Genomic DNA, 25,124 nt, shown 5'->3' on the forward strand with positions numbered 1-25,124 from the left:
TTGATGGTTTCTTTTTCCCGTCGCCTGCTGGCGGCTTCTCTCTCCACAATTGTCGTATCCGTTCCTTTGCAATCGGCTTTAGCTGATGACAGGTTGCCGGAAATCGTAATTACGGCGACCCGTTCTCCGACTGCTATTTCAGACTCTGGCAGTGCTATTTCGGTTATTACAGCCGATGAAATCGCAAAAAACGTCTCGAACGACATATCGGGTGTTCTGCGCAGTGTACCTGGTCTTGATGTCAATACATCCGGTGGTCCGGGTTCAGTTACATCTGTTCGTATCCGAGGTGCGGAATCAAAGAATACCCTTGTTCTGATTGACGGTATCCGGATGAACGACCCGGCCGATACAGGTGGTGGTTTTGACTTTTCCGGTATTGTGCCGGTTGATATCGAACGGATTGAGGTTCTGCGTGGTCCGCAATCGGCACTTTATGGTTCCGATGCCATGGGTGGTGTTATTAATATCATTACCAAACGCGGTAAGGGTAAACCTCGCGTAACGGTTTCTGCCGAAGGTGGCAGTTATGGCTCTAAAGGTCTGAAGGCGAGTGTTTCTGGGAGCAATGGCCCTGTATCCTACGCTTTCTCCGTGAGCGGGTATGACACTGATGGTTATTCCCGCTATGGTTACCGGATAAAAAGAATTACAAAGGATTTTCCACGTAAGCTGGAGCGCGACCCATCAAAACAGCTCGGCCTGAATGGTCGTCTGGTTTTCGCTTTAAATGATACGACAGAGCTGGAAATCGGCGGATATTCTTCACTTAACGTATCCGATTATGATTCCGGCTGGGGCGATTTTCCGGATACACCATCACGTTCCCGTCAAGGGCTGCTTGATGGCTATGTGCGATTGAAAAATCTGATGTTCAATGGGCGCCTGACCAATCAGATCACTATTTCAGGAAATGTGACCGATCGTCGGTACAGAGCGATTGACTTCTATTCCTACGGGTATGGCGCGCCTGAAAAATCCTGGGCTAAAGATTATTATCGCGGAAAGCGTATTGCTGCGGAATATCAGGGTGACCTGAAACTTGACCAGTTTGGGACTTTCACTTTTGGCGCCAAAACTGAAAAAGAGTTTATGACGACACATCACGAAGATGTGCTGCCCTATCCTTCTGCGCGCAAGAAAACAGCGAGCTATGATCAGGTTACCAATTCAGTATATGCCATTCACCAGATCTCTCCGATAAAGAATCTCAGCTTGTCTTTGGGTGGGCGTATTGATGCGGTAGAAGATGGCAAGCAGTTTAATACATGGCGCGCAACCGCGGCATATGACATCACAGCAACGGATACAATCGTTCGGGCCAGTATTGGCACAGGTGCCAAGGCACCAACGCTGTTCCAGTTGAATGATCCATTATACGGTAATCCTGATTTGCGGCCTGAGTACTCTCTGGGCTTTGATGCCGGTATTGATCAATATCTGTTTGATCGTCGCGTGAAGCTTTCTGCCACTTATTTTGCTAACCGCTTCCGCAATCTGATTGATTTCACTTTCGATCCGGATACATGCCCGACAAGCAGTTATTATGGATGCTATCTTAATGTTAACCGTGCCAGAACCCATGGTCTTGAGCTTTCCGGTACGTTTGAGATTGTTCCTGATTTGCTGAGTGTGAAAGCAAATTATACTTATATGCGCTCAATAAATGCCGAGACGCATCAAAAGCTCGCCCGCAGACCTGAGCATGAGGGGCGGATTGCTTTCACGATTACACCAACCCGTCAGCTGACGATTGAACCGTCTATTGTCTTTGTCGGTGAGCGTTTCTCTTCTGCTAATGAGGTTGGCAAACTTGCGCCATACGCCAGACTGGACGCGCATGTTGAATATAAAATCGATGATATTTTCACGGTTTATGTTCGTGGAGAGAATTTGACCAACGCCCACTATCAGGAAGTTCTGAATTACGGGACCCCCGGGCGCTCTGTTTATGGCGGCCTGAGAGCCAGCTGGTAAATTACTCTGAAATAAGGCCTCCCAAGATGATTGGGAGGCCTTATTGTATGTAGATTTATCCGACTGATATTTGGAAACTCATTAAGCTTTTATTTTCTGCATTCTTCAACGCATTGATTTTATAAGAATTTTTGAATTCTATGAAAATTTATAGGATTTTGCCCGCTTCTTACCGCCAAGCTGACCGATTCTTGCCATAAGTGTCTGACATATTTCCCGGCAGTTAAGTGTAAATATTAATAAATAAAGCTGGTTGGAAGAACAATGAAAAAAACTGAGGGGGCGTCGCATGTTTTATGCGCGCATGAATCAAATTTTTCTTTAAGTAATATTAAAAGTAAACTGGGGAATAATATAAGAAGCATAAATTTATTTTTTGCATCAGTATGTTTGTCTTTAGGTATACTGACAATTGGCTTGTCTATTAAGGTTGCAACGGCTACAGGTTTGCCGGCCCAGCCTGCCAATGTTGTGGTCAATACGTCTTACGATGACCAAAGCCTTTCCGCCTGGGAAGAAGCTATGGAGCAGGTGAGAGAGGCTTTTCCGGCAGATATTGAACCGCCAAGAACTTTTTCTGATCTTGCGTTGCAACGAAAACTCACATGCTCATCTGAAGATATGATCAGTTTTGGCAGTCGAGCTGTCCCGTGCTGGCTTGTTGAGACAATTGTTCAGGCTGCTTATGAGACAGATACGGATGCGGTCTACCTGTTAGCCCTGGCCGATAAAGAATCCAGTTTTCGATGGGATGCAAAGGCATCCACATCTACAGCTCGCGGATTGTTTCAGTTTCTGAATGGAACGTGGCTTGAAGTTATTAAAGATTATGGAGCACAGCATAATCTTGAAGAAGAAGCAGCAGCTATTGTTTCTAAAGGCGGTAAGCTGATGATTGAAGATAAGGTTATGTCTGAGCGGGTTATGAATCTGCGGTATAATCCTTATGTTGCTGCTGTCATGGCGGCTGAACTTCTCAAGCGTGATGCTGCTCGTGTAGAAGAGCGCCTTGGAAGAGAACTTTTCCGTTCTGAGTATTATTTTACACATTTCCTCGGAGCTTCCAGCGCTTCAAAGCTGATGAGAGCAAAGGCGAGTAAACCCTCTACAGCGGCATCAAAGCTGTTGCCTAAAGCAGCTCGCGCCAACAAGTCTTTGTTTGTAAGTCGAAAGGGTAAAAAAACGCGGGCGATTACAGTTGCTGAATTTCACCAGCGGCTGGAGGGGATGATGAAATACCGTTTTGAAAAATATGCAAAATTGGAAACAGCTGTTGTTGCACAGGCAGATATTCCCGAACAGGAATAGGGTCTAATCGGAAAGCTGGCAGATGACTTCCACGATCTAACTCCCTGTCGTGGAAGTTTCTGTTTGTGTGTCTGCTGTTTCCATATCTTCGATGGGTTCAGCTCTTGGATTGAGCGGTGCGGTTGCCGGTGTTGTCGGTGTCATAATAACAAACCCGCCCTGAACTGGTTCGCGCTTCTTGTAATGAATACGCCATAATACAAAAAGAGCCATCAACAGTGAAACACAGCCTGAGTAAAAGAACAGGGCCCATGGCGCAAACCGTTCCATGATATATGCTGCAGGAGCAGGGCCAATTGCCATACCTATCGCCCAAAGCATCAGTAGTCCTGAGACAGATGGTACAATCTCTTCGGCGGGGACAACGTCACAAACATGCGCAACACATACTGCGTAAATGCATAGGGCGATACCACCCCACAAGAATACCGATAGAAAAACAAGCGGGATTGAGCCGATAAAAGTAGCTCCTATCGTTAGCATGCAGACCAGAAATGTGCCGCCACCCAGGCCAGCAATAACATAACGCCTGTCATATTTGTCAGATATAATCCCAAGCGGCCATTGCATAATCAGGCTGCCGCCCTGAATTGCAAAGAGCAGTGCTGCGGCAACGGCTGCGGTCATGCCTAGGCTGGTACCATAAACCGTTACAAGATTTGTGATGGGGCCATTCATCAAACCAACAACAAAAGAGCCAATAGCAGCTGAAGGTGCGAGCGTGAATATTCTGCGGATATTGATGCGGACTGTTGTTGGGGAAGGCGGCTCCTGCGCATTCGCAGCGCAGATAGGGAGCAATGACAGACTCATCAATACAGACACCGCCATAAACAACCCGTCACTCTTGACGGAGCCAAGCGCAATGCCCAAAGGCGATATGACAAGGGCAATCTTATTGAAAATCATATAGATAGATAAGACACGACCACGATTTTCAGAGGTAGCGCAAGAGCTGGTCCAGCTATCTGAAACCGTGAATAGCCCCGCCATGGAAATACCTGAAATACAGCGCAGCAATATCCATGATTCTGTACCGGAGGCCTGCGTAAAGAAGATCGCAACAATCGCTGATATAGCTGCAAGACTTGCAAAAGCGCGAATATGGCCAACTCGCCTAATAAGAATTGGAGTGAAAAGACATCCAATCGTGAAGCCAAGTCCATAAGATGTTGCCACATAACCGATAACAACAGTTGAAATGCCTTCGGCCTGCATGCGAAGGGGCAGAAGAGCCTGCCAAAGCCCATTTGCAGCCTGGAGAAAGGTTACGGTAGCAGTAATTGTCCAGATGAGTTTCAGGGCAGAGCGCACAGCTTGCTTATCTCCACATAGGGCTTATTCGCGGCAAATCAGTGTCAGGATACATTGTTGTTACAGCAGACTCTACCCCTAAACGGCTAAGGGTACTATCTGATAACTATACCTTCTTGTATACGACTTTATTTCAATTGTATTTTTTACTATGTAATTTTGTCGCACAACTAAAGAATTATTGAAGATTATAACTTTTATTGTATGATATTTATCACAATAAAATATCATTTAAATAATTATAAGCCTGATCGGGGGCTGTTTAATATTTAAAAGTGAAATCATGCCAGAGCGTTATACATCAATATCTCTAAGAAATAATCTCCGGTCGCACGGCGTTACTGAGAATCTTACTTCTGTAGAGACTGAAATTCATGACCGTATCTGGAATGCAATTTTAGATCGGAAGCTTAGACCAGGAGCCAAACTGCACGAAGATATGGTGGGAAATGCCTTTGGCGTTAGCCGTACAATCGTGCGTAAGGTCTTCCTTATCATGGAGCAGGAAGGTGTTATTGCCCTTCCGCTGAACCGCGGAGCATTTGTTGCATCGCCTGCCCCAGATGAAATCAAGCCTTTGCTTGAAACGATAAGACTTGTGATGCCTTATCTGATTACTTGGCTATGCAATAATCTTGACGACAGTATGCGTGAAAGACTTGAGAGCCACTTCAATATCACAGAAGAGCATGACCTTTCTCAAGAAGTACGTATCCTTCGTCGACTGGCACATGAACATTACGTGCTTATCGCTGATCTATATGGCAATCCAATTCTCTCTTCTCTTATTGAAAAGGTCATTGTCCGTACAAGTATGGCAATGACACTGTATCAGGATACAGTTACAGGCTGGCGTCCAGCTGACAGCAATAAGCAGATTAATGAGGCGATTCTTGAGGGTGATGCAGAAAAAGCTATCAGTATCATGATGAATCACCTCGCTCTTATTGAAGCGACGATGCAGTATAATAGCCCAGAAACAACCTTTGATATCAGTTCAATTCTGTCTGCGGATGATGAAGAAATCTATCCACGCGCCAGAAAGTCAACGAAGGGTCGACCACGCAAAGTTCCAGCAGAAGCGAACGGGGTTAGCCACTAGTATCGGGTTATTCCAGTTATGTTTTAACAAAAAGCCGGGTTTCCGGCTTTTTATTTGGGCTAGATTTATAATGTTGGGAATTCAATAATTGAGAGAGGCTCGCTTTTTGATGCAATCTCTGCTAGGAGATGTTGCAACTTCGTTGGTTGGGGTTGCTGGTACCCGAGGGTACTATGGTTTATCGAACCGCGGTTTTCGCGGCGTTTTGAAGAGACCCCCAATATGCGCATCGAGAGCGATCCTAAGCTTGATTTCAAGGATGTCCTGATACGGCCAAAACGTTCGACGTTGGCTTCCAGATCCAATGTTGATATCAACCGTCAATTCAATTTTGTACATACAGGTCGTACATGGTCAGGATTCCCGCTGATTGCAGCCAATATGGATGTGACCGGGACAATTCCGATGGCCAAGACTTTGGCGCGCATGGGCGCTATGGTTGCCCTGCATAAATACTATTCACCGGAACAGCTGGTTGCTTTCTTCAACTCTGAAGAATCTAAGAATACATTTTACACCATTGGTACCAATGAAGCTGACTGGGAAAAGCTGGCTCTTGTGAAGAAGCAGGCTCCCGTCAAGATGATCTGTCTTGATGTTGCCAATGGCTACACCGAGAAGTTCGTTGAGATGGTTTCGCGTGCCCGTGAGCAGAATAAAGATGCTGTTATCATGGCTGGCAACGTTGTAACCGGCGATATGACAGAAGCTCTTATTCTGGCAGGTGCTGATATTGTTAAAGTCGGCATTGGACCGGGTTCTGTTTGCACGACCCGTAAGATGACAGGCGTTGGCTATCCTCAGCTATCAGCCGTTATTGAGTGTGCAGATGCAGCACATGGCCTGAAGGGGCAGGTTTGTGCCGATGGTGGTTGTACCGTCGCGGGTGATATTGCCAAAGCTTATGGTGGTGGTGCTGACTTCGTTATGCTGGGTGGTATGCTTGCCGGGCACGACGAATGTGAAGGTGAACTTCGCTATGAAGAAAGAGATGGCGAGCAGGTTCCAACTTCTATGGTATTTTATGGCATGTCTTCTGATACGGCCATGAATAAATATGCCGGCGGCGTCGCAAAATACCGTGCATCTGAAGGTAAGACTGTTGAAGTTCCATATCGTGGTGCAGCTGAAGCAACCATGCAGGAAATCATGGGCGGTGTCCGCTCAATGATGACCTATATTGGGGCAACATCTCTGAAAGAAGTGTCCAAGCGGACAACTTTTGTTATGGTTGGTGCTCAGCTTAATAACGTTTTCGGGAATTCATAATTCCGTACATGATTATAACAATGATCGGCAGGGTGACCTGCCGATTGGCTCTGCATGTGGGATAGGGACAAGTATATGAATCGGATCGATAATCGCCTGAAGAGCACGCGCAGTAGCAAAAATACCAATTCCTTTACAGCATTCGGACTTGCAGCTGAGGCTTCGCCCCTGACCTCCGGGCTGTATGTGGTTGCAACACCAATCGGTAACCTGAAAGATATTTCGTTTCGTGCCTTAAACGTATTGGCGGCAGCTGATGCTGTTCTGGCGGAAGATACGCGTGTTACAAAAGTTCTTCTGGCTCATTATGGCATTACAACGCCGTTGGTTGCTTATCATGAGTATTCCAATGATGCAGTTCGCGAGCGGATGTTGCAGCGATTGAGAGAAGGGCAGGTTCTGGCTCTGGTCTCAGATGCCGGAACGCCGCTTGTTTCTGACCCCGGTTATAAACTTGTTCAGGCTGCAATCGAAGAAGGCTTACCTGTTACGCCTATCCCCGGGCCATCAGCTATTTTGACAGCTCTGGTCGTTTCCGGCCTCCCGAGTGATCGCTTTTTCTTTGAAGGATTTTTGCCTGCAAAGACTGGGGCGCGTCGCAACAGACTAGCGGAAATTGCAAGTATTCCGGCAACCTTGATGCTGTTTGAATCTCCGCACCGGTTAACGGAAATGTTGAAGGATGCCGCTGAAGTTTTAGGTGACCGTCCAGCCGCCGTTGCACGTGAGTTGACCAAACTTTATGAGACTGTACGGCGCGGGACGCTGCAGGAGCTTGCTGATCTTTATGCATCAGAGAGTGCTCCTAAAGGTGAGATTGTTGTTCTGATCGGGCAAAGCCAGAAAGAGACCTCGCCAGAAGAAAGTCTATCTTTAATCGACGCGCAGCTTACGCAAGAATTGCAGAGGCATTCCATTAAGGATGCAGCAGCAATCGTTGCCAAGGAGACAGGGCAACCAAAGCGGGAAGTTTATGCACGAGCAGTGGCCCTGGCACAGAAAAAAGATTGATCTGGAGCTTAAGCAAAAACGCAAAGCACATCGCTATGGGTATTTTGCAGAGTGGCTTGTTCTCTTGTTGTTGATGTTGAAAGGATACCGCCTTCTGGCACGACGCTATGCGGTGCAGGGTGGAGAAATTGATCTGATCATGCGCCGCGGACAGCTTGTTGTTTTCATTGAGGTGAAAGCAAGAAGGGATTTGCAGTCTGCCATCCATGCGATTGATCATCGTAAATGGCGGAAATTTGCCCGGACAGTTCGTGTCTGGTTGCAACGGAACCCCTGGGCGTGCGAGTACTCACTTCGGTGTGATGCGGCCTATATTATCAATGGCTGGCGTATGCACTATATAGAGGATGCATTTCAATTCGATTGATCTGCAATCTTATGGCAAGATGGCGCCTAATTTTGAACAGAAGGTAAGACAATGGCTCTTTCGGTCGCAATCCAGATGGATTCAATTAAGCACATCCGTATTGGCGGAGATTCGAGCTTTGCCCTTCTGTTAGAGGCGCAACGGCGTGGCCACCGCATATTCCATTACACGCCAGATCGCCTGTCCATGCGGGATGGTAAAGTCTACGCGGCTATTGAACCCTTACAGGTTAGGGATGAAGAGGGTAACCATGCAATCCTTGGCGAGGCTGTACGGACAGATCTCTCTACGATGGATGTCGTACTGCTGCGTCAGGATCCGCCATTCGATCTCTCCTATATCACCACGACCCATCTTTTGGAGCGTATTCATCCTGAGACACTAGTGGTGAATGACCCATTCCATGTTCGTAATGCACCAGAGAAACTGTTTGTTACGGCTTATCCGGAGCTGATGCCGGAAACACTGATTACACGTGACCGTTCGGAAATTGAAGCTTTCCGCCGGGAATATGGTGACGTTGTCATGAAGCCCCTTTATGGCAATGGTGGTGCGGCCGTATTCAAAGTTTCCAAGGAAGACCCGAACTTCGGTTCATTATTTGATCTGTTCTCCGTTACGTTCCGTGAACAGTGGGTTGTCCAGAAGTTTCTGCCAAATATCACAAAGGGTGATAAGCGGATTATTCTCGTTGATGGTGAGCCGATGGGCGCTATCAATCGTGTGCCTGCAGCCCATGATATCCGTTCCAACATGGTGCGTGGTGGTGCAGCTCTGCCAACAGACCTATCGGCTCGCGAAATGGAAATCTGTGAGGCGATTGGGCCAGCATTGAAGGAAATGGGTCAGATATTCGTTGGTATTGACGTGATTGATGGTCATCTGACAGAGATCAACGTGACCTCACCAACCGGTATCCGTGCAATCAAGAAGCTTGGTGGTCCTGATCTTGCCGTCTCAATCTGGGATTCAATTGAATCGAAGATCGGGACGCTCGGTTAATCCGAGGCCAGATCGGCAATAATTGAATTTAAAATAGCAAAATGCTTCGTGGGAACGGCAATGCCGCGGTTTCCACGACGCTCCAGCAGGCCGTCTTCAACCAGACGATCAATCCGAGTGCTTGAAATCATTTTGCCGCTGAGCTCTGAATGGCGGATGACATCAATACCTTCGCTGAGACGCAGACCCATCAGGAGATACTCATCGCCCTGTGCTGTCTGATCCAGAAGCTCGGTTTCAATAATCCCGTGTCCGTATTGCTCAACACGTTCAAGCCATTCTTCCGGTGATTTCTCTGTGGCTGTTGCAAGGCGTCCATCAGGTGTCATCATGCGGCCATGAGCACCGGCGCCCACACCGACATATTCGCCATAGCGCCAGTAAATCTGGTTATGACGGGATTCTGCACCGGGCCGGGCATGGTTGGAAATTTCGTAAGCGGGCAACCCAGCCTTATCACAAACCTCTTGTGTTATGTCGTAGAGGATGCGTGCCGTCTCATCATCCGGAATTGTGATTTTGCCTGCATCAAAGAGCCGTTGATACCAGGTGCCGGGTTCAATCGTAAGCTGATAGAGAGACAGGTGTTCAACTGCAAGGGATAAAGCTTCCAGAAGTTCTGCCCGCCATGCTGCGGGTTCATGATTGGGGCGTGCATAAATGAGGTCGAATGAGAATCTGTCAAAATTCTCAGCGGCAACCTTGATTGCGGCCTTTGCTTCATCTGCGCTGTGCATGCGGCCAAGGCGCTTAAGATCCTTGTCATTCAGAGCCTGAATGCCCATTGAGACACGGTTGACCCCTGCGGCTCGATAACCTTTAAAACGCTCTGCCTCAACACTGGTTGGGTTAGCTTCGAGAGTAATCTCGGCATTGTCGGCAATGCCGTAAATAGAGGCGATACTGTTGAGTATGTCCTCAAGCGTTTCCGGCAACATCAACGAAGGCGTGCCGCCACCAAAAAAGATACTTGTTGCCTGACGCTTCTGGCCGATGTCGGCCATATGCGTCAGCTCCCGCCGAAGCGCACTGGCAAAGCGTTGTTGATCGACAGGTTTATGCCGGACATGGCTGTTGAAGTCGCAGTATGGGCATTTGGCCGCGCAAAACGGCCAATGCACATAGATACCAAAGCCAGCATCAAATGTCGGATGTTCAATCAACAATTATGGTTTGCCTTTGAGGCATCCTTCTACAAATGCAATTAATGCACGCGCGCGATGAGAGAGGCCTGTGGGAGGGGTTGCCTCCCAGTTAATGCCGTTCTTTTCTGCCGTCGTCATTTCTGCAAATGTTTTATCATATCCGTCTGGCAGGAAACAGGGGTCGTAACCGAAGCCGTCCTCGCCACGCGGCGGATAAACGAATTGACCAAATACCCGTCCTTCGAACAGCTCTTCATGCCCATCTGGCCATGCAACAATAATCGTTGAGGTAAAATGAGCTGTCCGGTCTGTCGCCTTGCGACGGTTGAGCTCATACTCAACACGTTTCATGGCTGCCTGATAATTGCGCGGGTTACCACACCAGTCAGCCGTGAAGAGCCCAGGGGCACCATCCAGAGCATCAAGGCAAAGCCCGGAATCATCGGCAATTGCTGGAAGACCTGTGGCTTTTGCTGCAGCATGCGCCTTAATCGCGGCATTGTCCGAGAACATGAAACCATTTTCAACCGGCTCAGGCAGGCCATAGTCTGCAGCAGACTTGGCTGAGAGGCCGAATGGTGCAAGAATTTCGTTAATCTCACGAAGCTTGCCAGCATTATGGGTTGCAATGACAATATCGCCTGTCAGGCGGCGTGGTTTTGTCTCGGACATGATATTCTCGCCTTAGCCAGCAATGGCTTTTTTCTGGAGATCAACAAGCTGGGAGACACCGGATTTTGCCAGCTTCAGGAGTTCAAGAAACTCTTCTTCTGAGAAAGGGGCGCCTTCTGCCGTTCCCTGAATTTCAACGAGACCGCCAGAGCCGGTAATAACAAAGTTGGAATCTGTCTGAGCGTTTGAATCTTCAGCATAATCAAGATCAAGAACCGGCGTGCCCTTATAGATGCCGCAGGAAATGGCAGCGATATGTTCGCGTAGCGGATTGACTGAGATAATAGAACGCTCCTGCATCCAGCTGAAACAATCATGCAGGGCAACCCATGCGCCTGTGATGGAAGCTGTACGTGTGCCGCCATCAGCCTGAAGCACATCGCAGTCGAGTGTAATCTGGCGTTCTCCAATAGCTGGCAGATTGGTGACTGCACGGAGGGAACGGCCGATAAGGCGCTGGATTTCCTGCGTACGGCCAGACGGCTTGCCACTGTTGACTTCACGGCGGGTGCGTTCATGCGTGGCACGTGGAAGCATTGCATATTCCGCAGTGACCCAGCCTTTGCCAGAGCCGCGCAGCCATGGTGGTGTCTTTTCTTCGAGTGAGGCTGTGCAGAGCACTTTTGTATCACCAAAAGAAATCAGGCATGAGCCTTCTGCATAGCGAACAACATTACGTTCAATAGTAACGGGGCGCATCTGATCTGGCGTGCGGTTGGATGGGCGCATTATCTGGTTACCTTTGGCTGGCTGAATAGAACCATAGGGTCATAGCGGGCCTAGACCCCTGGGGCAAGCATTGCCTGATAATTTCGCAATCAAATTTCAGGTAATTATTGTCTGACTACTTCAAACAGTGCCTACTTGGTGCTAGTTTAGAAATATGAAGTCCGTACATCCTATTCTCGGCCAGACTGCAACAGGCGCAAGTGATCTGAGTGATCGCTCCCGTGAAATATTTAAAAGGCTTGTTGAGACATATATCTCGACAGGTGAGCCAGTTGGTTCACGCAATCTGTCGCGTATTCTGCCGATGTCATTGTCGCCTGCCTCCATCCGCAATGTGATGTCTGATCTGGAACTGGCCGGGCTGATCTATTCACCGCATACAAGTGCCGGGCGTCTGCCAACGGAAACAGGATTACGCTTCTTCGTCGATTCAATGCTGGAGATTGGCGATGTCTCCGCTGATGAACGCAAGCATATTGAAGCACAGATGCGTGCTGCGGCTTCCGGGCATACTTTTGAGACGGCTCTATCTGAAGCATCTTCGCTTTTATCCGGGCTATCCCGTGGTGCTGGCGTTGTCGTTACAACAAAGGCCAACGCTCCGCTGAAACATGTTGAGTTTGTGCGGCTGGAGCCCGAGCGGGCACTGGTTATTCTTGTTAATGAAGATGGAAGCGTCGAGAACCGTATTCTCGGGTTGCCGAAAGGTTTGCCATCTTCTGCGCTCATTGAGGCCGCCAATTATCTCAATGCCCATATCCGGGGCCGGACACTGGCTGAGCTGCGGACAGAGCTTGAAAGCAGTCAGAGTGAAATTGAGAAAGAGCTTGATGAACTGACAGCCAAGCTTGTGCGTATGGGATTAGCTGAAACGGTTGGCACAACCGGTGAGCGTCAGCTGATTGTGCGCGGACAGGCCAATCTTCTTGAAGACCTGCATGCTGCTGAAGATCTGGAACGTGTTCGGCTCCTTTTCTCAGATCTTGAAAGCAAGACAGATGTGATTGATCTGTTAAGCCGGGCAGAAAAAGGCGAAGGTGTTCGTATTTTTATTGGTTCGGAAAATAAGCTTTTTTCACTATCCGGCTCATCTCTGATTGCGGCTCCATTCCGCGACACGGCGCAGAAGATTGTTGGTGTTGTCGGAATCATTGGTCCGACACGTCTGAACTATTCACGTATCGTGCCTATGGTGGATTATACGGCACAGGTTGTATCGAGACTGCTGAGTAAAGAGTGATTCAGAAGTCTTTTTAGCTGAAATGTAAGGTAGCTCTTGGCGAAACTGAACGACACTGCTATGTGCCGTATAGAGATTTCATTTCCGCGCAGCAGCTGACAGGCGGCAGGAACGGCAAACGCAAGAATGACAAAACATAAGATTGATAATATCCGCAATTTTTCCATCGTGGCGCATATCGACCATGGTAAGTCGACACTGGCTGATCGTCTGATCCAGAAAACCGGTGCACTGGCTGATCGTGAGATGATGGAACAGGTGCTCGATAATATGGATATCGAGCGTGAGCGCGGTATTACCATCAAGGCTCAGACCGTTCGTCTCGAATACCCGGCAAACGATGGCAAGACCTATATTCTCAACCTGATGGACACCCCCGGTCACGTCGACTTTGCTTATGAAGTCTCGCGGTGTCTGGCTGCTTGTGAAGGGTCGCTGCTGGTCGTTGACGCCAGTCAGGGCGTTGAAGCTCAGACGCTTGCCAACGTCTATCATGCCATTGAAGCAGATCACGAAATTGTCCCCGTTCTGAACAAGGTTGATCTGCCGGCCGCTGAACCAGAGCGTATTAAAGCCCAGATCGAAGAAGTGATTGGTATCTCAGCCGAAGATGCTGTCCAGATTTCTGCCAAGACTGGACTGAACATCGAAGCAGTGCTTGAGGCTATTGTTACACGGCTGCCACCACCGGAAGGTGATGAAACCGCTCCTCTGAAAGCACTGCTGGTTGATAGCTGGTACGATTCCTACCTTGGCGTTGTTGTTCTTGTGCGTATCGTCGATGGTATCCTCAAGAAGGGGATGAACATCCGCATGATGGGCACGGGCGCAACTTACGGTATCGACCGTGTTGGTGTCTTCCGTCCAAAGATGAATGAAGTTGCCCAGCTTGGTCCGGGTGAAATCGGGTTTCTGACCGCGTCGATCAAAGAAGTTGCTGATACCCGCGTTGGTGATACGATCACGGAAGACAAGCGCCCGACGGCTGAAGCAATGACAGGCTTCCAGCCAGTACAGCCGGTTGTGTTCTGCGGTCTCTTCCCGGTTGATGCAGCTGACTTTGAAAGTCTGCGTAGCGCGATGGGTAAGCTTCGTCTGAACGACGCATCATTCTCATTTGAAATGGAAACATCGGCAGCCCTTGGCTTCGGTTTCCGTTGTGGCTTCCTCGGCCTTCTGCATCTCGAAATCATTCAGGAACGTCTTGAGCGCGAGTTCAATCTCGACCTGATCTCCACTGCTCCAAGCGTGGTCTACCAGCTGCATATGACAGGTGGTGAGATGAAAGAACTTCATAACCCGGCAGATATGCCAGACGTTATGAAGATCGAGTCTATTGCTGAACCATGGATCAGGGCAACCATCATGACACCGGATGAATATCTGGGCTCTGTCATTAAGCTCTGTCAGGATCGTCGTGGTATCCAGATTGATCTCAACTATGTCGGCTCCCGTGCCATGCTGGTCTATGATCTGCCGCTGAATGAAGTGGTCTTTGATTTCTATGATCGTCTGAAATCAATCTCCAAGGGCTATGCATCCTTCGATTATCACATCTCTGATTATCGTGATGGCGATCTGGTGAAGATGTCGATCCTCGTAAATGCTGAACCGGTTGACGCTCTGTCGATGCTGGTACACCGTACCCGTGCAGAGGCCCGTGGCCGTGTGATGTGTGAGAAGCTGAAAGATCTCATTCCGCAGCACATGTTCCAGATTCCAATTCAGGCAGCAATCGGCGGCAAGATCATTGCCCGCGAAACCATCCGCGCCCTGCGTAAGGACGTCACTGCAAAATGTTATGGTGGTGATATTTCCCGTAAGCGCAAACTGCTTGATAAGCAGAAGGAAGGTAAAAAGCGCATGCGCCAGTTCGGTAAGGTGGAGATTCCGCAGGAAGCCTTCATTGCAGCGCTTAAGATGGATGAATGAGTTTTTCTCATATTCAAAAATAAAAAGGGTGGAACCACTGGTTCCACCCTTTTTCGTTAGGCATTAGCTTCTTCTGGAAGGAGGGATTTAAGACTTCTGGATTGTGATGCTCCATGACGCATCATCAATCTGTTGGAAATCAGTGACTTTGTAGCCTTCTTCAGCAGCCCAACGGGGCAGGCTTTCTGTAGCCTGAGTACAATCGAATTCAATCAGAAGCTCATCACCGCTTTGCAAATCCGCCATTTTCTCTTTGGCTTCAATGAGGGGGAAAGGGCAAACCTGATTGACGACGTCCAGTTTAATTAAACTCATTTTATACTCCTCAAGAGATTAAGCTGTCTGCGTAACAAGTCTGGCCTTGGCCGGACGGCGGACATAAAGGAAGTATGAGGCGGTCCAGACACCAAGAATGGTGAACAGCATGGCAACCCAACCCTGCCATGTCATCATGGCTGTCATGACCAGACTGTTACCGATGGTGCAGCCACCGGCAAGGCTTGCGCCCAAGCCCATGAGAAGACCGCCGCCGACGCTGCGTACTGATGTGGCGCCATCAGCTGCCCGCAGGCGAAATTCACGGCTGCCACGGGCCGCGATATGGGCACCAATGAAAATGCCGAGAACCAGAAAGACACCCCAGTTCACAAACTTATAATCACCGGTAACAAGGAACTGAAGAATATTGGCACTTGGTGTCGTGATACCAAGACCAGCCATACGCCCGGTTGCTTCTGAAAGGGGCCATGCGGCCAGAGCGATTACGCCAATCAGGCTTGCTGTTACAAAGGGATGCCAGCGCTTTTCAAACAAGACATGAGAAAGGCCGGTTCTCTTTTGGGGCAGAGAGGCAACAGCCAGCTTGGGCTTGCGTAGTTCACGGGTCACGAAGAAGGTTGTGACAACAACGAGAAGCCCGATGAATACCCAGACAGGTAAACCAAAAGTCTCTGCAATTGAGTTGGCTGGTGTCTGGAAAGATTTGATCTCGGTATTAAACCCGGCAAAATGGCTGGAACGCATAACTGCGCTCATCAGCATATACGTAAAGAGGGCAATCCAGCTGCCAACCAGACCTTCAGCTGCACGATACCATGTGCCAGTGGCGCAACCGCTGGCATAGACAATGCCAATTCCGAAGATGAAGGAACCAAAAGCCGTTGCAAGCCATGGGAATGTTCCGGGTGTAAACTGCACTAGACCAAAGGCAATCAATGCATAGACACCAATGCTCTGAATAGTGATGGCGATAAGCAGGGCCGTGAAGATGCGATTGTCTTTCGCGACGTACATATCCCGGAAACCGCCTGTCAGGCAGAAGCGCCCGCGTTGGAGAACAAACCCGAGGACGGCACCGCAAAGCAGGCCACTGATAATCATATGAAGCATAATCGTCATCCGTGATTATTATTTACACTATTAAATGTGAATTAAAATAAATCACATTTAAATTAAAGATGAAAATTATATTACATTTTAAAAGTGTCAAGTGATCTTTCGCAGGGAGGCTGTATGCTCCTTGCGTGCGTCATCTAAAGACTGTTTGTTTTCAGGGAAAAAGCTTACATCACGACAGTGATTTTCTCAGCTGCACGTGTCAGCCCGGTATAGAGCCAGCGGGCACGATGTTCTCTGAAAGCGTAAGACTCATCGAATAGGACGATATCATCCCACTGTGAACCTTGGGATTTATGAACTGTCAGGGCATAACCGTAAGTGAACTCATCAGTTTCCCTGCGGACAAAAGGCTGAATTTCATCTTCCCGACCTTCAAAAAATTCCTGAAGGACAGAGACATCGACAACCTTATGTTTGATATCATCCTCTGGTGAAACATCCATGCGGATGAGGCCAACCTTACCCTGCCTGACAGCCTCAATCTTCCAGATGCCACCATTGAGGAGGCCTTTGGTCTTGTCATTTTTCAGACAGACCAGCTTTTCACCGGCAGCAGGAAAGGCATCCCGGAAACCAAGAATTTGGCGAATGCGATTGTTATACAGCCTGCGGGTTTTATTGAGACCAACCAGAACCTGGTCTGCCTCCATAATCCGGGCCGCATCAATCTCGCGACGTCGGATAATCGTACTATCACCGTAACTTCCCGGTTGAAGGGGCTGCCCTTCACGAACAGCCATGGAGAGATGAATGATGGGGTTATCCTGAGCTTGCCGATGCACCTCTGAAAGCATCATGTCCGGTTCTGCTTCCGTAAAGAAACCACCACCACGAACAGGGGGGAGCTGTGCCGGGTCCCCAAGTACCAGAACTTTTGCCCCAAAAGACAGGAGATCACGTCCCAACTCTTCATCAACCATCGAGCATTCATCAATAATGATCAGATCTGCCGTAGAGGCCGGACTTTTCTGGTTCAGAACAAACAGCGGATCCCCGTCGGTATCTTCACGGGAACGATAGATCATGGAATGAATGGTGGAAGCGTCCCGGCAACCTTTTGAACGCATGACGGATGCTGCTTTGCCCGTAAAAGCTCCGAAAACAACATCGCCATCAATATGGTCAGCAAAATGCACGGCCAGCGTGGTTTTACCCGTTCCGGCATAACCAAACAGCCGAAAGACCTGATTCTCTCCATTCTTGAGCCAATCATTCACTTCTTTCAGTGCCTGTTCCTGTTGTGGCGACCATGCCATTTACGTGTGACCCTGTTAGAAAATTGTTCCTGTTCCGTTCTAGCTGGTTATAAGCTTTTTGGAAAGGGGAAAACAGCTATTGGGAGAGGCTTCTTGTGTTGTTATCTGGAATAAAAGTCTCGATTTTTGCGATATATCTGAAATACCTGTAAAATAACTTACGATTATGATTTACGCAGAATTTCATGTTGTTGAAGTATGCGTAATGGGAGCTAGATTATAAACATGCAACATATGAACGCATGGAATAAATTTATACAAAAATATATGACATATAGCGCTTCATAAAGCTTATTCTGAAATATAAGGCAGTTGACAGAAAATGGTTGATTATATTGACGAAGCCAAGGATATCCTTTCCGGATGCCTGTTTATCCCTAAAGAGAAAATCAGTGATGATGCAGACATCCATTCCGTTAAAGGTCTGGATAGCCTGAGTTTTGAGACCATCATTCTTGAAATTGAGCGTCGGACAGGCCGGGAAGTTGACCCTGTTGAACTGCTGCAGATGAATTCTGTTAAAGATCTTGCCCGGTTACTTGAGAGAGCAAGATGAGCAGGTCTGATGAGTTCTGCAATGTTTTGTACGAACTTGCAGGGATCACAACGGTGAGAATGTTGAGACAACGGTCAATAATGTTCCGATCCTGATCATTCAAAGACTGGAGGATGCAGATTATGTTCTCCGTCTGAATGCCGATAATTATCATAAGAATATGGACTGGTTCCGTCAGGTCATGGGCCCTTCCCGCATCTCGGAAGATGGTGAGGACTGGCGGTTCCGGATGCAGTTAAGCCAGCCTTATTTTTCCAAATTTGATCGTGAAAAGACATTCTCTTTTGCTCAAAAGGCTGCTGAGGAAGCGGTTGAGCAAATGATTAAGGACAGCGCAAAGGGTGCGCATGTGCTTGATGATGCCCTGTTGCGTCGCATGACTGTTGAGGTTTTCCTACAGAACTTCTTTGGTAAGTCTCTTTCGGAGACCGGCGTTGATATGGAAAAGCTCGCGAGGATGATGGAGTACGGTTCTGAGTACGCCTTTGTTCCTGAAGGAGAAACAAGTGCCCGTTATCAGGAAACGCTCGCACATCTGCCAGATTTGCGTCGTGAAATGTTAAAAGAGCTGGAGAGCTTTCGCAAAGAAAAGGCTGAACCCAACACATTGCTTGGCGATCTGCAGGCAGCGGACGCAGAAGGCCGGATGAGCTTTGTGCAGGAGCATGAGCTGGTTATGCTTTTTGCTGCTGGGACCGAGGCAACCGCTGCAAGTGTTGGCTGGGCCTGTTATCTCTTGGCAAAACATCCTGAGGTTCAGGATGCGTTACGGCAGGATGTTCAAAGTCTTTTCAGTGCTGAAAAAGGCACCTGGGGATGCCTCAGTAAACTTGGACGCCTCAATAATTTTGTTTCCGAAGTACTCAGGCTTTATCCACCAACGCCTGTTATTGCCAAGCTTGCTGTTGAGGATGATGTCATTGGTGATATCAAGGTTTCTGCCGGGCAGAATGTATTGATTTCATTTGTTGGCGTGCAACATGATAAGCGTTTGCGGCCTGATCCGTGGAAGCTGGATCTGGAAGATACCGCCACCTCATGCCCAGCCGCTGGTCGTACAACATCATTCAGTATTGGGCCCCGCGTTTGTGGCGGCAAGCATTTTGCGCTCGTCGAAGTTGCAACCTTTCTGGCATTTTTCCTGAGTAAAGCCCGTTTTGTACTGACATCAGATAAAGAACCGAAATTCCGTTGGAAATCACAGATGCTGCATGCTGGAGGTCAACCAGTAAGCGTTATTCCGATTGATGCATAATTTAAGGGTAGTGTTTTATGTCTGGACGTACATGGCTGATTACCGGCAGCAACCGGGGCTTTGGCCGCTCACTGACAGAGCTGATTCTGCAGCAGGGTGATCGTGTTATCGCGACAACCCGTAAACCTGATGAGCTTGATGATCTTGTTCGGTTATATCCGGAACATCTCCGGGTATTTGAACTGGATGTCACAGATACAGCAGGGATACGTCAGGTTGTTGATCAGGCCTTCGGTCTGTTTGGTTCAATCGACGTGCTGATCAATAACGCCGGCTATCTGCTTTTTGGTGCAGCAGAAGAACTGGCAGATGAAGAAATCACAGATCAAATCAATACAAACCTTATCGGTTCGATACAGATGGTTCGTGCTGTTCTGCCATATATGCGTCAGCAGGGCGGGGGACATATTATCCAGCACTCATCCATGTGCGGCCAGATTGGGTTGCCGGCTTTGAGTGCCTATCAGGCTTCAAAGTGGGGTATCGAAGGTTTTCTGGAAGCTGTTCGGCTGGAAGTGGCCCCCTTCCATATCAAGATCACGATTGTTGAACCCGGATTTGCACAAACCGGATTAAGCCATAGTTCCCGTGTTGAGAACAAGGTTATCAAGGCCTACCAGCAATCGACAGTCGGTAACTTCCGCAGGCTTCTGGCAGCCAATCGTTTTCCATGCCCGGGTGATGGCGAGAAAATTGCAAAAGCTGTCATTGCTGCAGCCAGTCAGGAAAACCCGCCTCAACGGCTGGTTTTGGGATCTGATGCCTATAAGAATATTCAAAAGACATTGAATGATCGGCTGAGCTCTCTGGAGCAACAGAAAGAGATTGCTCTTGCTACGGATGCGGTCTGAGAAAACGGATATTGTCTATTGAGTTATTAGCTATTCTTAATTGCCGAGAAAATCAGGAGATCAAGACGCTTTCCATCAGGAGCCCGGCATTCCTTTACGAGCCGTGCTTCAAATGGAAAATCTGGAGAGCCAATAAAATTAAATAAAACCCGCCGGTTCTTCGCCAGAACACGGGCTGACAGTTTCTCAACCTGCGTATTGGCAAAGAAATAATCGCGGATAGCCAGAATGATTTCCGGCATAATATTCTTGCCCCAGAAATTCTTGTCACCAATGGCAGTTGTCAGGTGCCCAACCTGATGCTGGAGATTCACATCAATGGTGTAAAAGCCAATGATAGTATCTTCGGCTTTACTGAAGATACCCAGAATATAGTTGTTCCGATTATTAAATGAGACAATGAACTGCCGAAGCTTTTCAGGCGTCATGTCAAGTTTGGGTAGATTCAGAGCATCTTGCATTTCCTGATCATTGAGCCATTGTACAAGGCGAGAATCGGCATCCTGTATCGTCAGGCTGCGTATCCAGAAATTTTCAGTCTCTATCTTAACCGGAGAGCTCATCTGGAAACTTCCTTGTATTGTCTCTGTCCATGCAGGCATCAAGAACGCTATGAGGCCCTATAACAGCTTCACGCAGGCGTGCAGTTAACTCTGTCTTTTAAATAGAGTATTTTCGATAATGGGCAAATGGATTTATATTGGTCAGGCGCTCCTTTAACAGGAGCGCCTGTATTTGTTACCAGCGGATGGTTGCACCCAGCCTGCCGTTCCATGACTGACGGCCCTTGTTATCGAGCGAGTGGTTATAGGATCCCGTTGTAAATAGGGAAACATTATCCGATACCTGCGCTGAAACACCTGCACCAATTTCAGCCCATGTGCCGCCAAGGTCTGATGGGATTGTCACGCCATTTAACCCGTAAAGATTGGTTGTGGTCGTTTTGGTGTTACCCATAAACTCATGCCAGATGTTGGCCCGCACCCAGGTTGTAATTGCACGTGGCTTGCCTGTTTCAGACATATTCCACGTTTTGCTGAGACGGGCACCAATACGTCCGCGTAAGCTCTTGCCATCCTCAATCGAGAAGCGGCCGTAAGCATCCGAGAATTTATCAAAGGACGTATGCTGATAGGCAATCTGAGCCTGTGGCTCAAAGGTCAGGCCATTGCCAAGATAAAAACTGTACCCGCCTTCAAGCGAAGCAATAAAACCAAAGCCATCAGGTTTCAGCTTCTGCCCGTAAACAGAAGTTGCATCGGCGGAATACCAGGTACCCTGAATAACAGCATCAGTGTACCAGCCCTGTGTTGCAATATGAGTCCAGTAAGCACCGACAGTATAGGCATCCATATCAATGGTACCGGCTTTGTTGCCGTAGGCGCCCTTTACGTTTGCTGAAATATTGCCATAGCCAACGTAAACACCAGCCTTATCTACACCCTGAGCCGTTTCACGACTGTAAATATCAAGACCAGCCTGTAACCCCGCAAAGGTATAGTCATATTTCGGACCATTCTTGCTAAAGTTATTGGTGTCACGTAAACCACGGTCACCAATCAGGCGTCCCCAGGCTCCGCTGAACCATTGCTGCGGTGCCGCCCGATGTGTCCGGATGACTGCTGGCTTGCCACTCTTTCCGCGAACAGTAAGCTCATCATAAGACGACATTCTTCCCTGAGGAACTGCACCACCATTGCGTTCATGCAGGGTACCCAACATGCTGTAACCATATTCAACCGCAATAGGTAGAATTGAAGTCGCTAGTGGGACTTCAACGCGGTAATCCGGCATGAATGTATTGGTGGTTCCGCTTGAACCTGTATCAGTTCCTGCCCCGCCACCATTTCCGCTGCCATTATCGCCACCATCTGTGCCTCCGTTGTTCCCATCTGTGGCAAGAACGTTGCGCAGATACCAGTTGCCATCATTGCTGTCGCCGTTAATGCCGTTCTGATAAAGGGTATATTCATACGCTCCTGCAGCAATACGGCTTGACTGAACAAAGGTAGCATCTGCTACCGAACCGCCATTGGTGCCGACGACAACCGGGATACCATTCCCAGTTGTAAGGGCGCCGGAACCATTAACATTGTTAATGACGAGGTTCGTTGTGCCAGAGGCGGTATTGCCCGCTCCGCTTACAACCAATTGGTCTGTTGGTGAGCTGTCTGCTCCCAGCATGGTGTTCAGGATCAGGGTTCCGCCTGTTCCGATGTAATTGCCATTGACAGTCAGAACTGTTCCCGGAGGTGTTCCTCCTGTCCGGACGACACCACCATTGGTCAGGGCTGCAATGCTTTGGCTGTATCCATTCAGATCAAGCATTCCGCCTGTAGAGGTTGTTACTGCAGAGCTTGAACTGAATGTATTCTGTGCACCGGCTCGTAGTGTGCCGCCGGAGACAATCGTATCACCAAGATAAGTATTCGCACCACTGAGGGTTTCTGTTCCTCCCGTAACCTGAAGGCCGCCATTGCCTGAAATAACGCCTGAGAAGGTGTCATTTGCAGAGGTGATAACCAGATCATTCTCACCAAGTAGAACCTGACCACCGCCACTTAAGGATTTGATTTCTGAGGAACCGCTTGTAACGGCCGTGATATCAAAAATACTGTCTACCTGTACAACACTTGATTCAGAGATCGAGCCGGTTCCGCTAAGGGCTAACACACCTTCTGAAACCGTTGTCTTTCCAGTGTAGGTATTTGTACCGGTCAGCATGAGTGTTCCAGTTCCGGTTTTACTGAAGTTGCCTGTTCCGGAAATGACACCATTCTGGGATGCTGAGAAACCACCACTCGTTAGTGCTGTCAGCGTGTAATTTTCAGTAATCTTGATACCATTATCAATTGAAACAGCATCATTGTAGGCGAGAACTGCATTTCCAAGAACAGACACAAGGCTTGTTCCAAGCGAATTGCTATTCTCTAGGCCGAGGGTTCCGCCATAGAGATTGGTTGCACCGGAGAAACCGGAATTGTCAGCGGCCAGCCATGTCGTTCCGGCATAATTTGCAATCGTACCGTTGCCGGATACCGGAATAGTAAACTGAAAGTCTGTATCGGTAAGATTGAAATTAAGAGCACCATTCCCGTCACCAAACTGGATGCTGGCAGCTAAAATGGTGCCGGATGCTGCCGGTGCATTGCCTGGTGCAGCACCAATGTTCAGATTTCCGGTGGAGCCAGCCTGATCAGCGATATGGATCGTGCCCGTTCCACCGTAATCGGAAACGATGAAGTAACAGCCAGTATCACCACAGTTCGAATCTCTTTGGAGCCAGCCAACGGAAAGTAATGCATTATCTGAAATCGTTACATTACCTGTCCCCGTATAACCGATGTAAAGATTTGCGGGTGGGTTATTGTCCGGATCATCTCGGTTCATGGCATATGAATCACTGCCGACATACCAGACAGAGTCATTCCCTGAGACATTGATATTGCCGGTTCCTCCATCAACGCCAAGAAGAATTTGATGATTACCTTCGAACTGATTGAACATCCCTGTCTGCGTGGTCAGCTTTCCGGAACTGAAGACATTGATTGTGCCAACGCTGTCTGTTCCCTGCCCAAGGCTCATTCCATTTTGAAAAACCAGGGCACTGTTTTGAGTAAAGCTGCCAATTCCAGATACGTTGAGTGTTGCAGTCCCGCCATCAAGAGCAATAGTTGAGGTCGGATTATATACGCCTCCCCCATCGCTGGATGAGAAAACCAGAGAACCTCCACCGGTAATATTGGCTATGGCTGAACTTCCGGTGCCCCGTCCCAATATACCATAGATCATTGTCAAGAAGTTGGCATTCGCGCTGATATTCAGAATACCTGTTCCGCCATCCGCTCCTAGAAGAAAATTACTAGCATGAGCCTGATACATTTGGCTGAGATAAGGTGCGTCCTCATTAGACAGGTTGATTTCTGCTGTGCCAGAGTTTGTTCCAGCACTCAGGAGGCCCCCAACATATAAATAGGCTGTACTACCTTTTAAGGTCAGGGTACCTTTTGATCCGCTCCCATCTCCCATTATCATATTCTCTGATATTGAGATATCTGCGGAATATGCCTCCGAATCGTCTGCGGTGATCTCAAGTGTCCCAGTGCCGCCATTGGTTCCCACAGAGACACTTGCTATTGGATGTTCTGGATCAGGGCCCATTCCTGATATAGAAGCGGAACTTGAATTTAACGTCAGTGTTCCATTAGAGCCTGCCCCATCGCCAATTATTGTCTGGTTAGCAACATACAGATTGCCGGCATTATTAAGCGTGAAATGGCCGGTTCCGCCTTCTGTCCCGATGAGCAGTGAGTCTGCTACAGATATGGAAACATCATTCTCTGTTACCAGAGTGCCTTCGGCTCCCTGGCCTTGACCAATAACCAGATTGCCATCGGAAATAAGTGAACTATTGGCCTGAATATTAAGATATCCGGAGCCTGTACCAATACCATTTCCAGCAACTGTTGAACCTATGTAAAGGTTCCCGGTCATGGCAGGCGTAGATGGATTTGAAATTATAGCTGCATTATTTGTACCGCCATTGATAATAACAATATCAGCATCTGTTGGTGAACTTCCGGTTGACCAGTTTGTACCAACAAACCAATCATTAGACGTATTACCTGTCCAGACTGACTGAGCATTTGCAGAAAATGCAAGGGATGCTGTTCCAGCCAGTAGTGCGGCAAGGCTTCCAGCCGTTAGCAGTTTGCGAGAGAGCGTACGAAATCTCAATTG

The 25,124-nt window shown here is 48.3% G+C and carries 21 protein-coding genes; 12 read left to right on the forward strand and 9 right to left on the reverse strand.

Annotated features, from left to right (window positions below):
* Nucleotides 1-3: 3 nt before the first annotated feature.
* A complete protein-coding gene (locus WJT86_RS02310; protein WP_346335871.1) occupies nt 4-1,977 on the forward strand; it encodes a TonB-dependent receptor plug domain-containing protein in 1,974 nt (657 codons plus the stop codon).
* A gap of 390 nt (nt 1,978-2,367) precedes the next feature.
* Nucleotides 2,368-3,285 (forward strand): lysozyme family protein, encoded by a 918-nt coding sequence (locus WJT86_RS02315; RefSeq protein WP_346335872.1) that lies wholly within the window; start codon nt 2,368-2,370, stop codon nt 3,283-3,285.
* Between the two features lie 36 nt (nt 3,286-3,321).
* On the opposite strand, the gene WJT86_RS02320 is transcribed toward WJT86_RS02315, so the two are convergent.
* Nucleotides 3,322-4,599, reverse strand: a complete 1,278-nt coding sequence (locus WJT86_RS02320) for an MFS transporter (protein WP_346335873.1) — start codon at nt 4,597-4,599, stop codon at nt 3,322-3,324.
* Between the two features lie 283 nt (nt 4,600-4,882).
* Between WJT86_RS02320 and WJT86_RS02325 the strand changes: the two genes are divergently transcribed.
* From WJT86_RS02325 to gshB, 5 genes are all read left to right on the forward strand, one after another.
* Nucleotides 4,883-5,701 (forward strand): GntR family transcriptional regulator, encoded by an 819-nt coding sequence (locus WJT86_RS02325; RefSeq protein WP_346335874.1) that lies wholly within the window; start codon nt 4,883-4,885, stop codon nt 5,699-5,701.
* Nucleotides 5,702-5,923: 222 nt separating this feature from the next.
* Nucleotides 5,924-6,970 carry a GMP reductase gene (locus tag WJT86_RS02330; protein WP_346335875.1) on the forward strand — a complete coding sequence of 349 codons (1,047 nt, stop codon included), beginning with the start codon at nt 5,924-5,926 and terminating at the stop codon, nt 6,968-6,970.
* Nucleotides 6,971-7,045: 75 nt separating this feature from the next.
* The gene (gene rsmI / locus WJT86_RS02335) at nt 7,046-7,981 is read left to right on the forward strand and encodes a 16S rRNA (cytidine(1402)-2'-O)-methyltransferase (RefSeq protein WP_346335876.1); all 936 of its coding nucleotides are present in this window, start codon (nt 7,046-7,048) and stop codon (nt 7,979-7,981) included.
* Nucleotides 7,944-8,348, forward strand: coding sequence for a YraN family protein (locus WJT86_RS02340; protein WP_346335877.1), 405 nt, complete (start codon nt 7,944-7,946; stop codon nt 8,346-8,348). The genes rsmI and WJT86_RS02340 overlap by 38 nt, the downstream gene beginning before the upstream one ends.
* Nucleotides 8,349-8,399: 51 nt before the next feature.
* Nucleotides 8,400-9,350: a glutathione synthase gene (gshB, locus tag WJT86_RS02345; RefSeq protein ID WP_346335878.1), complete on the forward strand. Its 951-nt coding sequence runs from the start codon at nt 8,400-8,402 to the stop codon at nt 9,348-9,350.
* Here the strand turns inward: gshB and hemW are convergent.
* Genes hemW through rph form a run of 3 tightly spaced genes read right to left on the reverse strand, consistent with a single transcriptional unit; the run spans nt 9,347 to nt 11,896 of the window.
* Nucleotides 9,347-10,513: a radical SAM family heme chaperone HemW gene (hemW, locus tag WJT86_RS02350; RefSeq protein ID WP_346336283.1), complete on the reverse strand. Its 1,167-nt coding sequence runs from the start codon at nt 10,511-10,513 to the stop codon at nt 9,347-9,349. The two genes, gshB and hemW, sit on opposite strands and share 4 nt — an antisense overlap.
* 3 nt (nt 10,514-10,516) lie before the next feature.
* Entirely contained in the window at nt 10,517-11,167 is a 651-nt protein-coding gene (gene rdgB, locus WJT86_RS02355) for an RdgB/HAM1 family non-canonical purine NTP pyrophosphatase (RefSeq protein ID WP_346335879.1), read from the reverse strand.
* Nucleotides 11,168-11,179: 12 nt separating this feature from the next.
* Nucleotides 11,180-11,896: a ribonuclease PH gene (rph, locus tag WJT86_RS02360; RefSeq protein ID WP_346335880.1), complete on the reverse strand. Its 717-nt coding sequence runs from the start codon at nt 11,894-11,896 to the stop codon at nt 11,180-11,182.
* Nucleotides 11,897-12,050: 154 nt separating this feature from the next.
* Here rph and hrcA point away from each other — a divergent pair, with 154 nt between their 5' ends.
* Together hrcA and lepA are read left to right on the forward strand one after the other, a co-directional pair.
* Entirely contained in the window at nt 12,051-13,136 is a 1,086-nt protein-coding gene (gene hrcA / locus WJT86_RS02365) for a heat-inducible transcriptional repressor HrcA (RefSeq protein WP_346335881.1), read from the forward strand.
* Between the two features lie 126 nt (nt 13,137-13,262).
* Complete coding sequence (lepA, locus tag WJT86_RS02370; RefSeq protein WP_346335882.1) at nt 13,263-15,068, forward strand: translation elongation factor 4; 1,806 nt, start codon at nt 13,263-13,265, stop codon at nt 15,066-15,068.
* Nucleotides 15,069-15,155: 87 nt separating this feature from the next.
* Here the strand turns inward: lepA and WJT86_RS02375 are convergent, their stop codons facing one another.
* The 3 genes from WJT86_RS02375 to WJT86_RS02385 all read right to left on the reverse strand — a co-directional run bounded on the left by WJT86_RS02375 (nt 15,156) and on the right by WJT86_RS02385 (nt 17,722).
* Nucleotides 15,156-15,383: a sulfurtransferase TusA family protein gene (locus WJT86_RS02375; RefSeq protein WP_346335883.1), complete on the reverse strand. Its 228-nt coding sequence runs from the start codon at nt 15,381-15,383 to the stop codon at nt 15,156-15,158.
* 18 nt (nt 15,384-15,401) lie between these two features.
* Nucleotides 15,402-16,457: a YeeE/YedE family protein gene (locus WJT86_RS02380; protein ID WP_346335884.1), complete on the reverse strand. Its 1,056-nt coding sequence runs from the start codon at nt 16,455-16,457 to the stop codon at nt 15,402-15,404.
* Between the two features lie 173 nt (nt 16,458-16,630).
* The gene (locus WJT86_RS02385; RefSeq protein WP_346335885.1) at nt 16,631-17,722 is read right to left on the reverse strand and encodes an ATP-dependent DNA helicase; all 1,092 of its coding nucleotides are present in this window, start codon (nt 17,720-17,722) and stop codon (nt 16,631-16,633) included.
* Nucleotides 17,723-18,044: 322 nt separating this feature from the next.
* Between WJT86_RS02385 and WJT86_RS02390 the strand changes: the two genes are divergently transcribed.
* The 3 genes from WJT86_RS02390 to WJT86_RS02400 are packed head-to-tail and all read left to right on the forward strand — an operon-like array spanning nt 18,045 to nt 20,384.
* Entirely contained in the window at nt 18,045-18,278 is a 234-nt protein-coding gene (locus WJT86_RS02390) for an acyl carrier protein (RefSeq protein WP_346335886.1), read from the forward strand.
* Nucleotides 18,279-18,294: 16 nt separating this feature from the next.
* Nucleotides 18,295-19,533 (forward strand): cytochrome P450, encoded by a 1,239-nt coding sequence (locus WJT86_RS02395; RefSeq protein WP_346336284.1) that lies wholly within the window; start codon nt 18,295-18,297, stop codon nt 19,531-19,533.
* A 17-nt stretch (nt 19,534-19,550) separates the two neighbouring features.
* Nucleotides 19,551-20,384, forward strand: a complete 834-nt coding sequence (locus tag WJT86_RS02400; protein WP_346335887.1) for an SDR family oxidoreductase — start codon at nt 19,551-19,553, stop codon at nt 20,382-20,384.
* 26 nt (nt 20,385-20,410) lie between these two features.
* Here the strand turns inward: WJT86_RS02400 and WJT86_RS02405 are convergent, their stop codons facing one another.
* Nucleotides 20,411-20,947 (reverse strand): GNAT family N-acetyltransferase, encoded by a 537-nt coding sequence (locus WJT86_RS02405; protein WP_346335888.1) that lies wholly within the window; start codon nt 20,945-20,947, stop codon nt 20,411-20,413.
* Between the two features lie 175 nt (nt 20,948-21,122).
* Nucleotides 21,123-25,121, reverse strand: a complete 3,999-nt coding sequence (locus WJT86_RS02410; protein ID WP_346335889.1) for an autotransporter outer membrane beta-barrel domain-containing protein — start codon at nt 25,119-25,121, stop codon at nt 21,123-21,125.
* Between the last annotated feature and the right edge of the window lie 3 nt (nt 25,122-25,124).

Origin of the sequence: Hohaiivirga grylli (assembly GCF_039655745.1) — a bacterium.
Lineage (GTDB): Bacteria > Pseudomonadota > Alphaproteobacteria > Rhizobiales > Beijerinckiaceae > Hohaiivirga > Hohaiivirga grylli.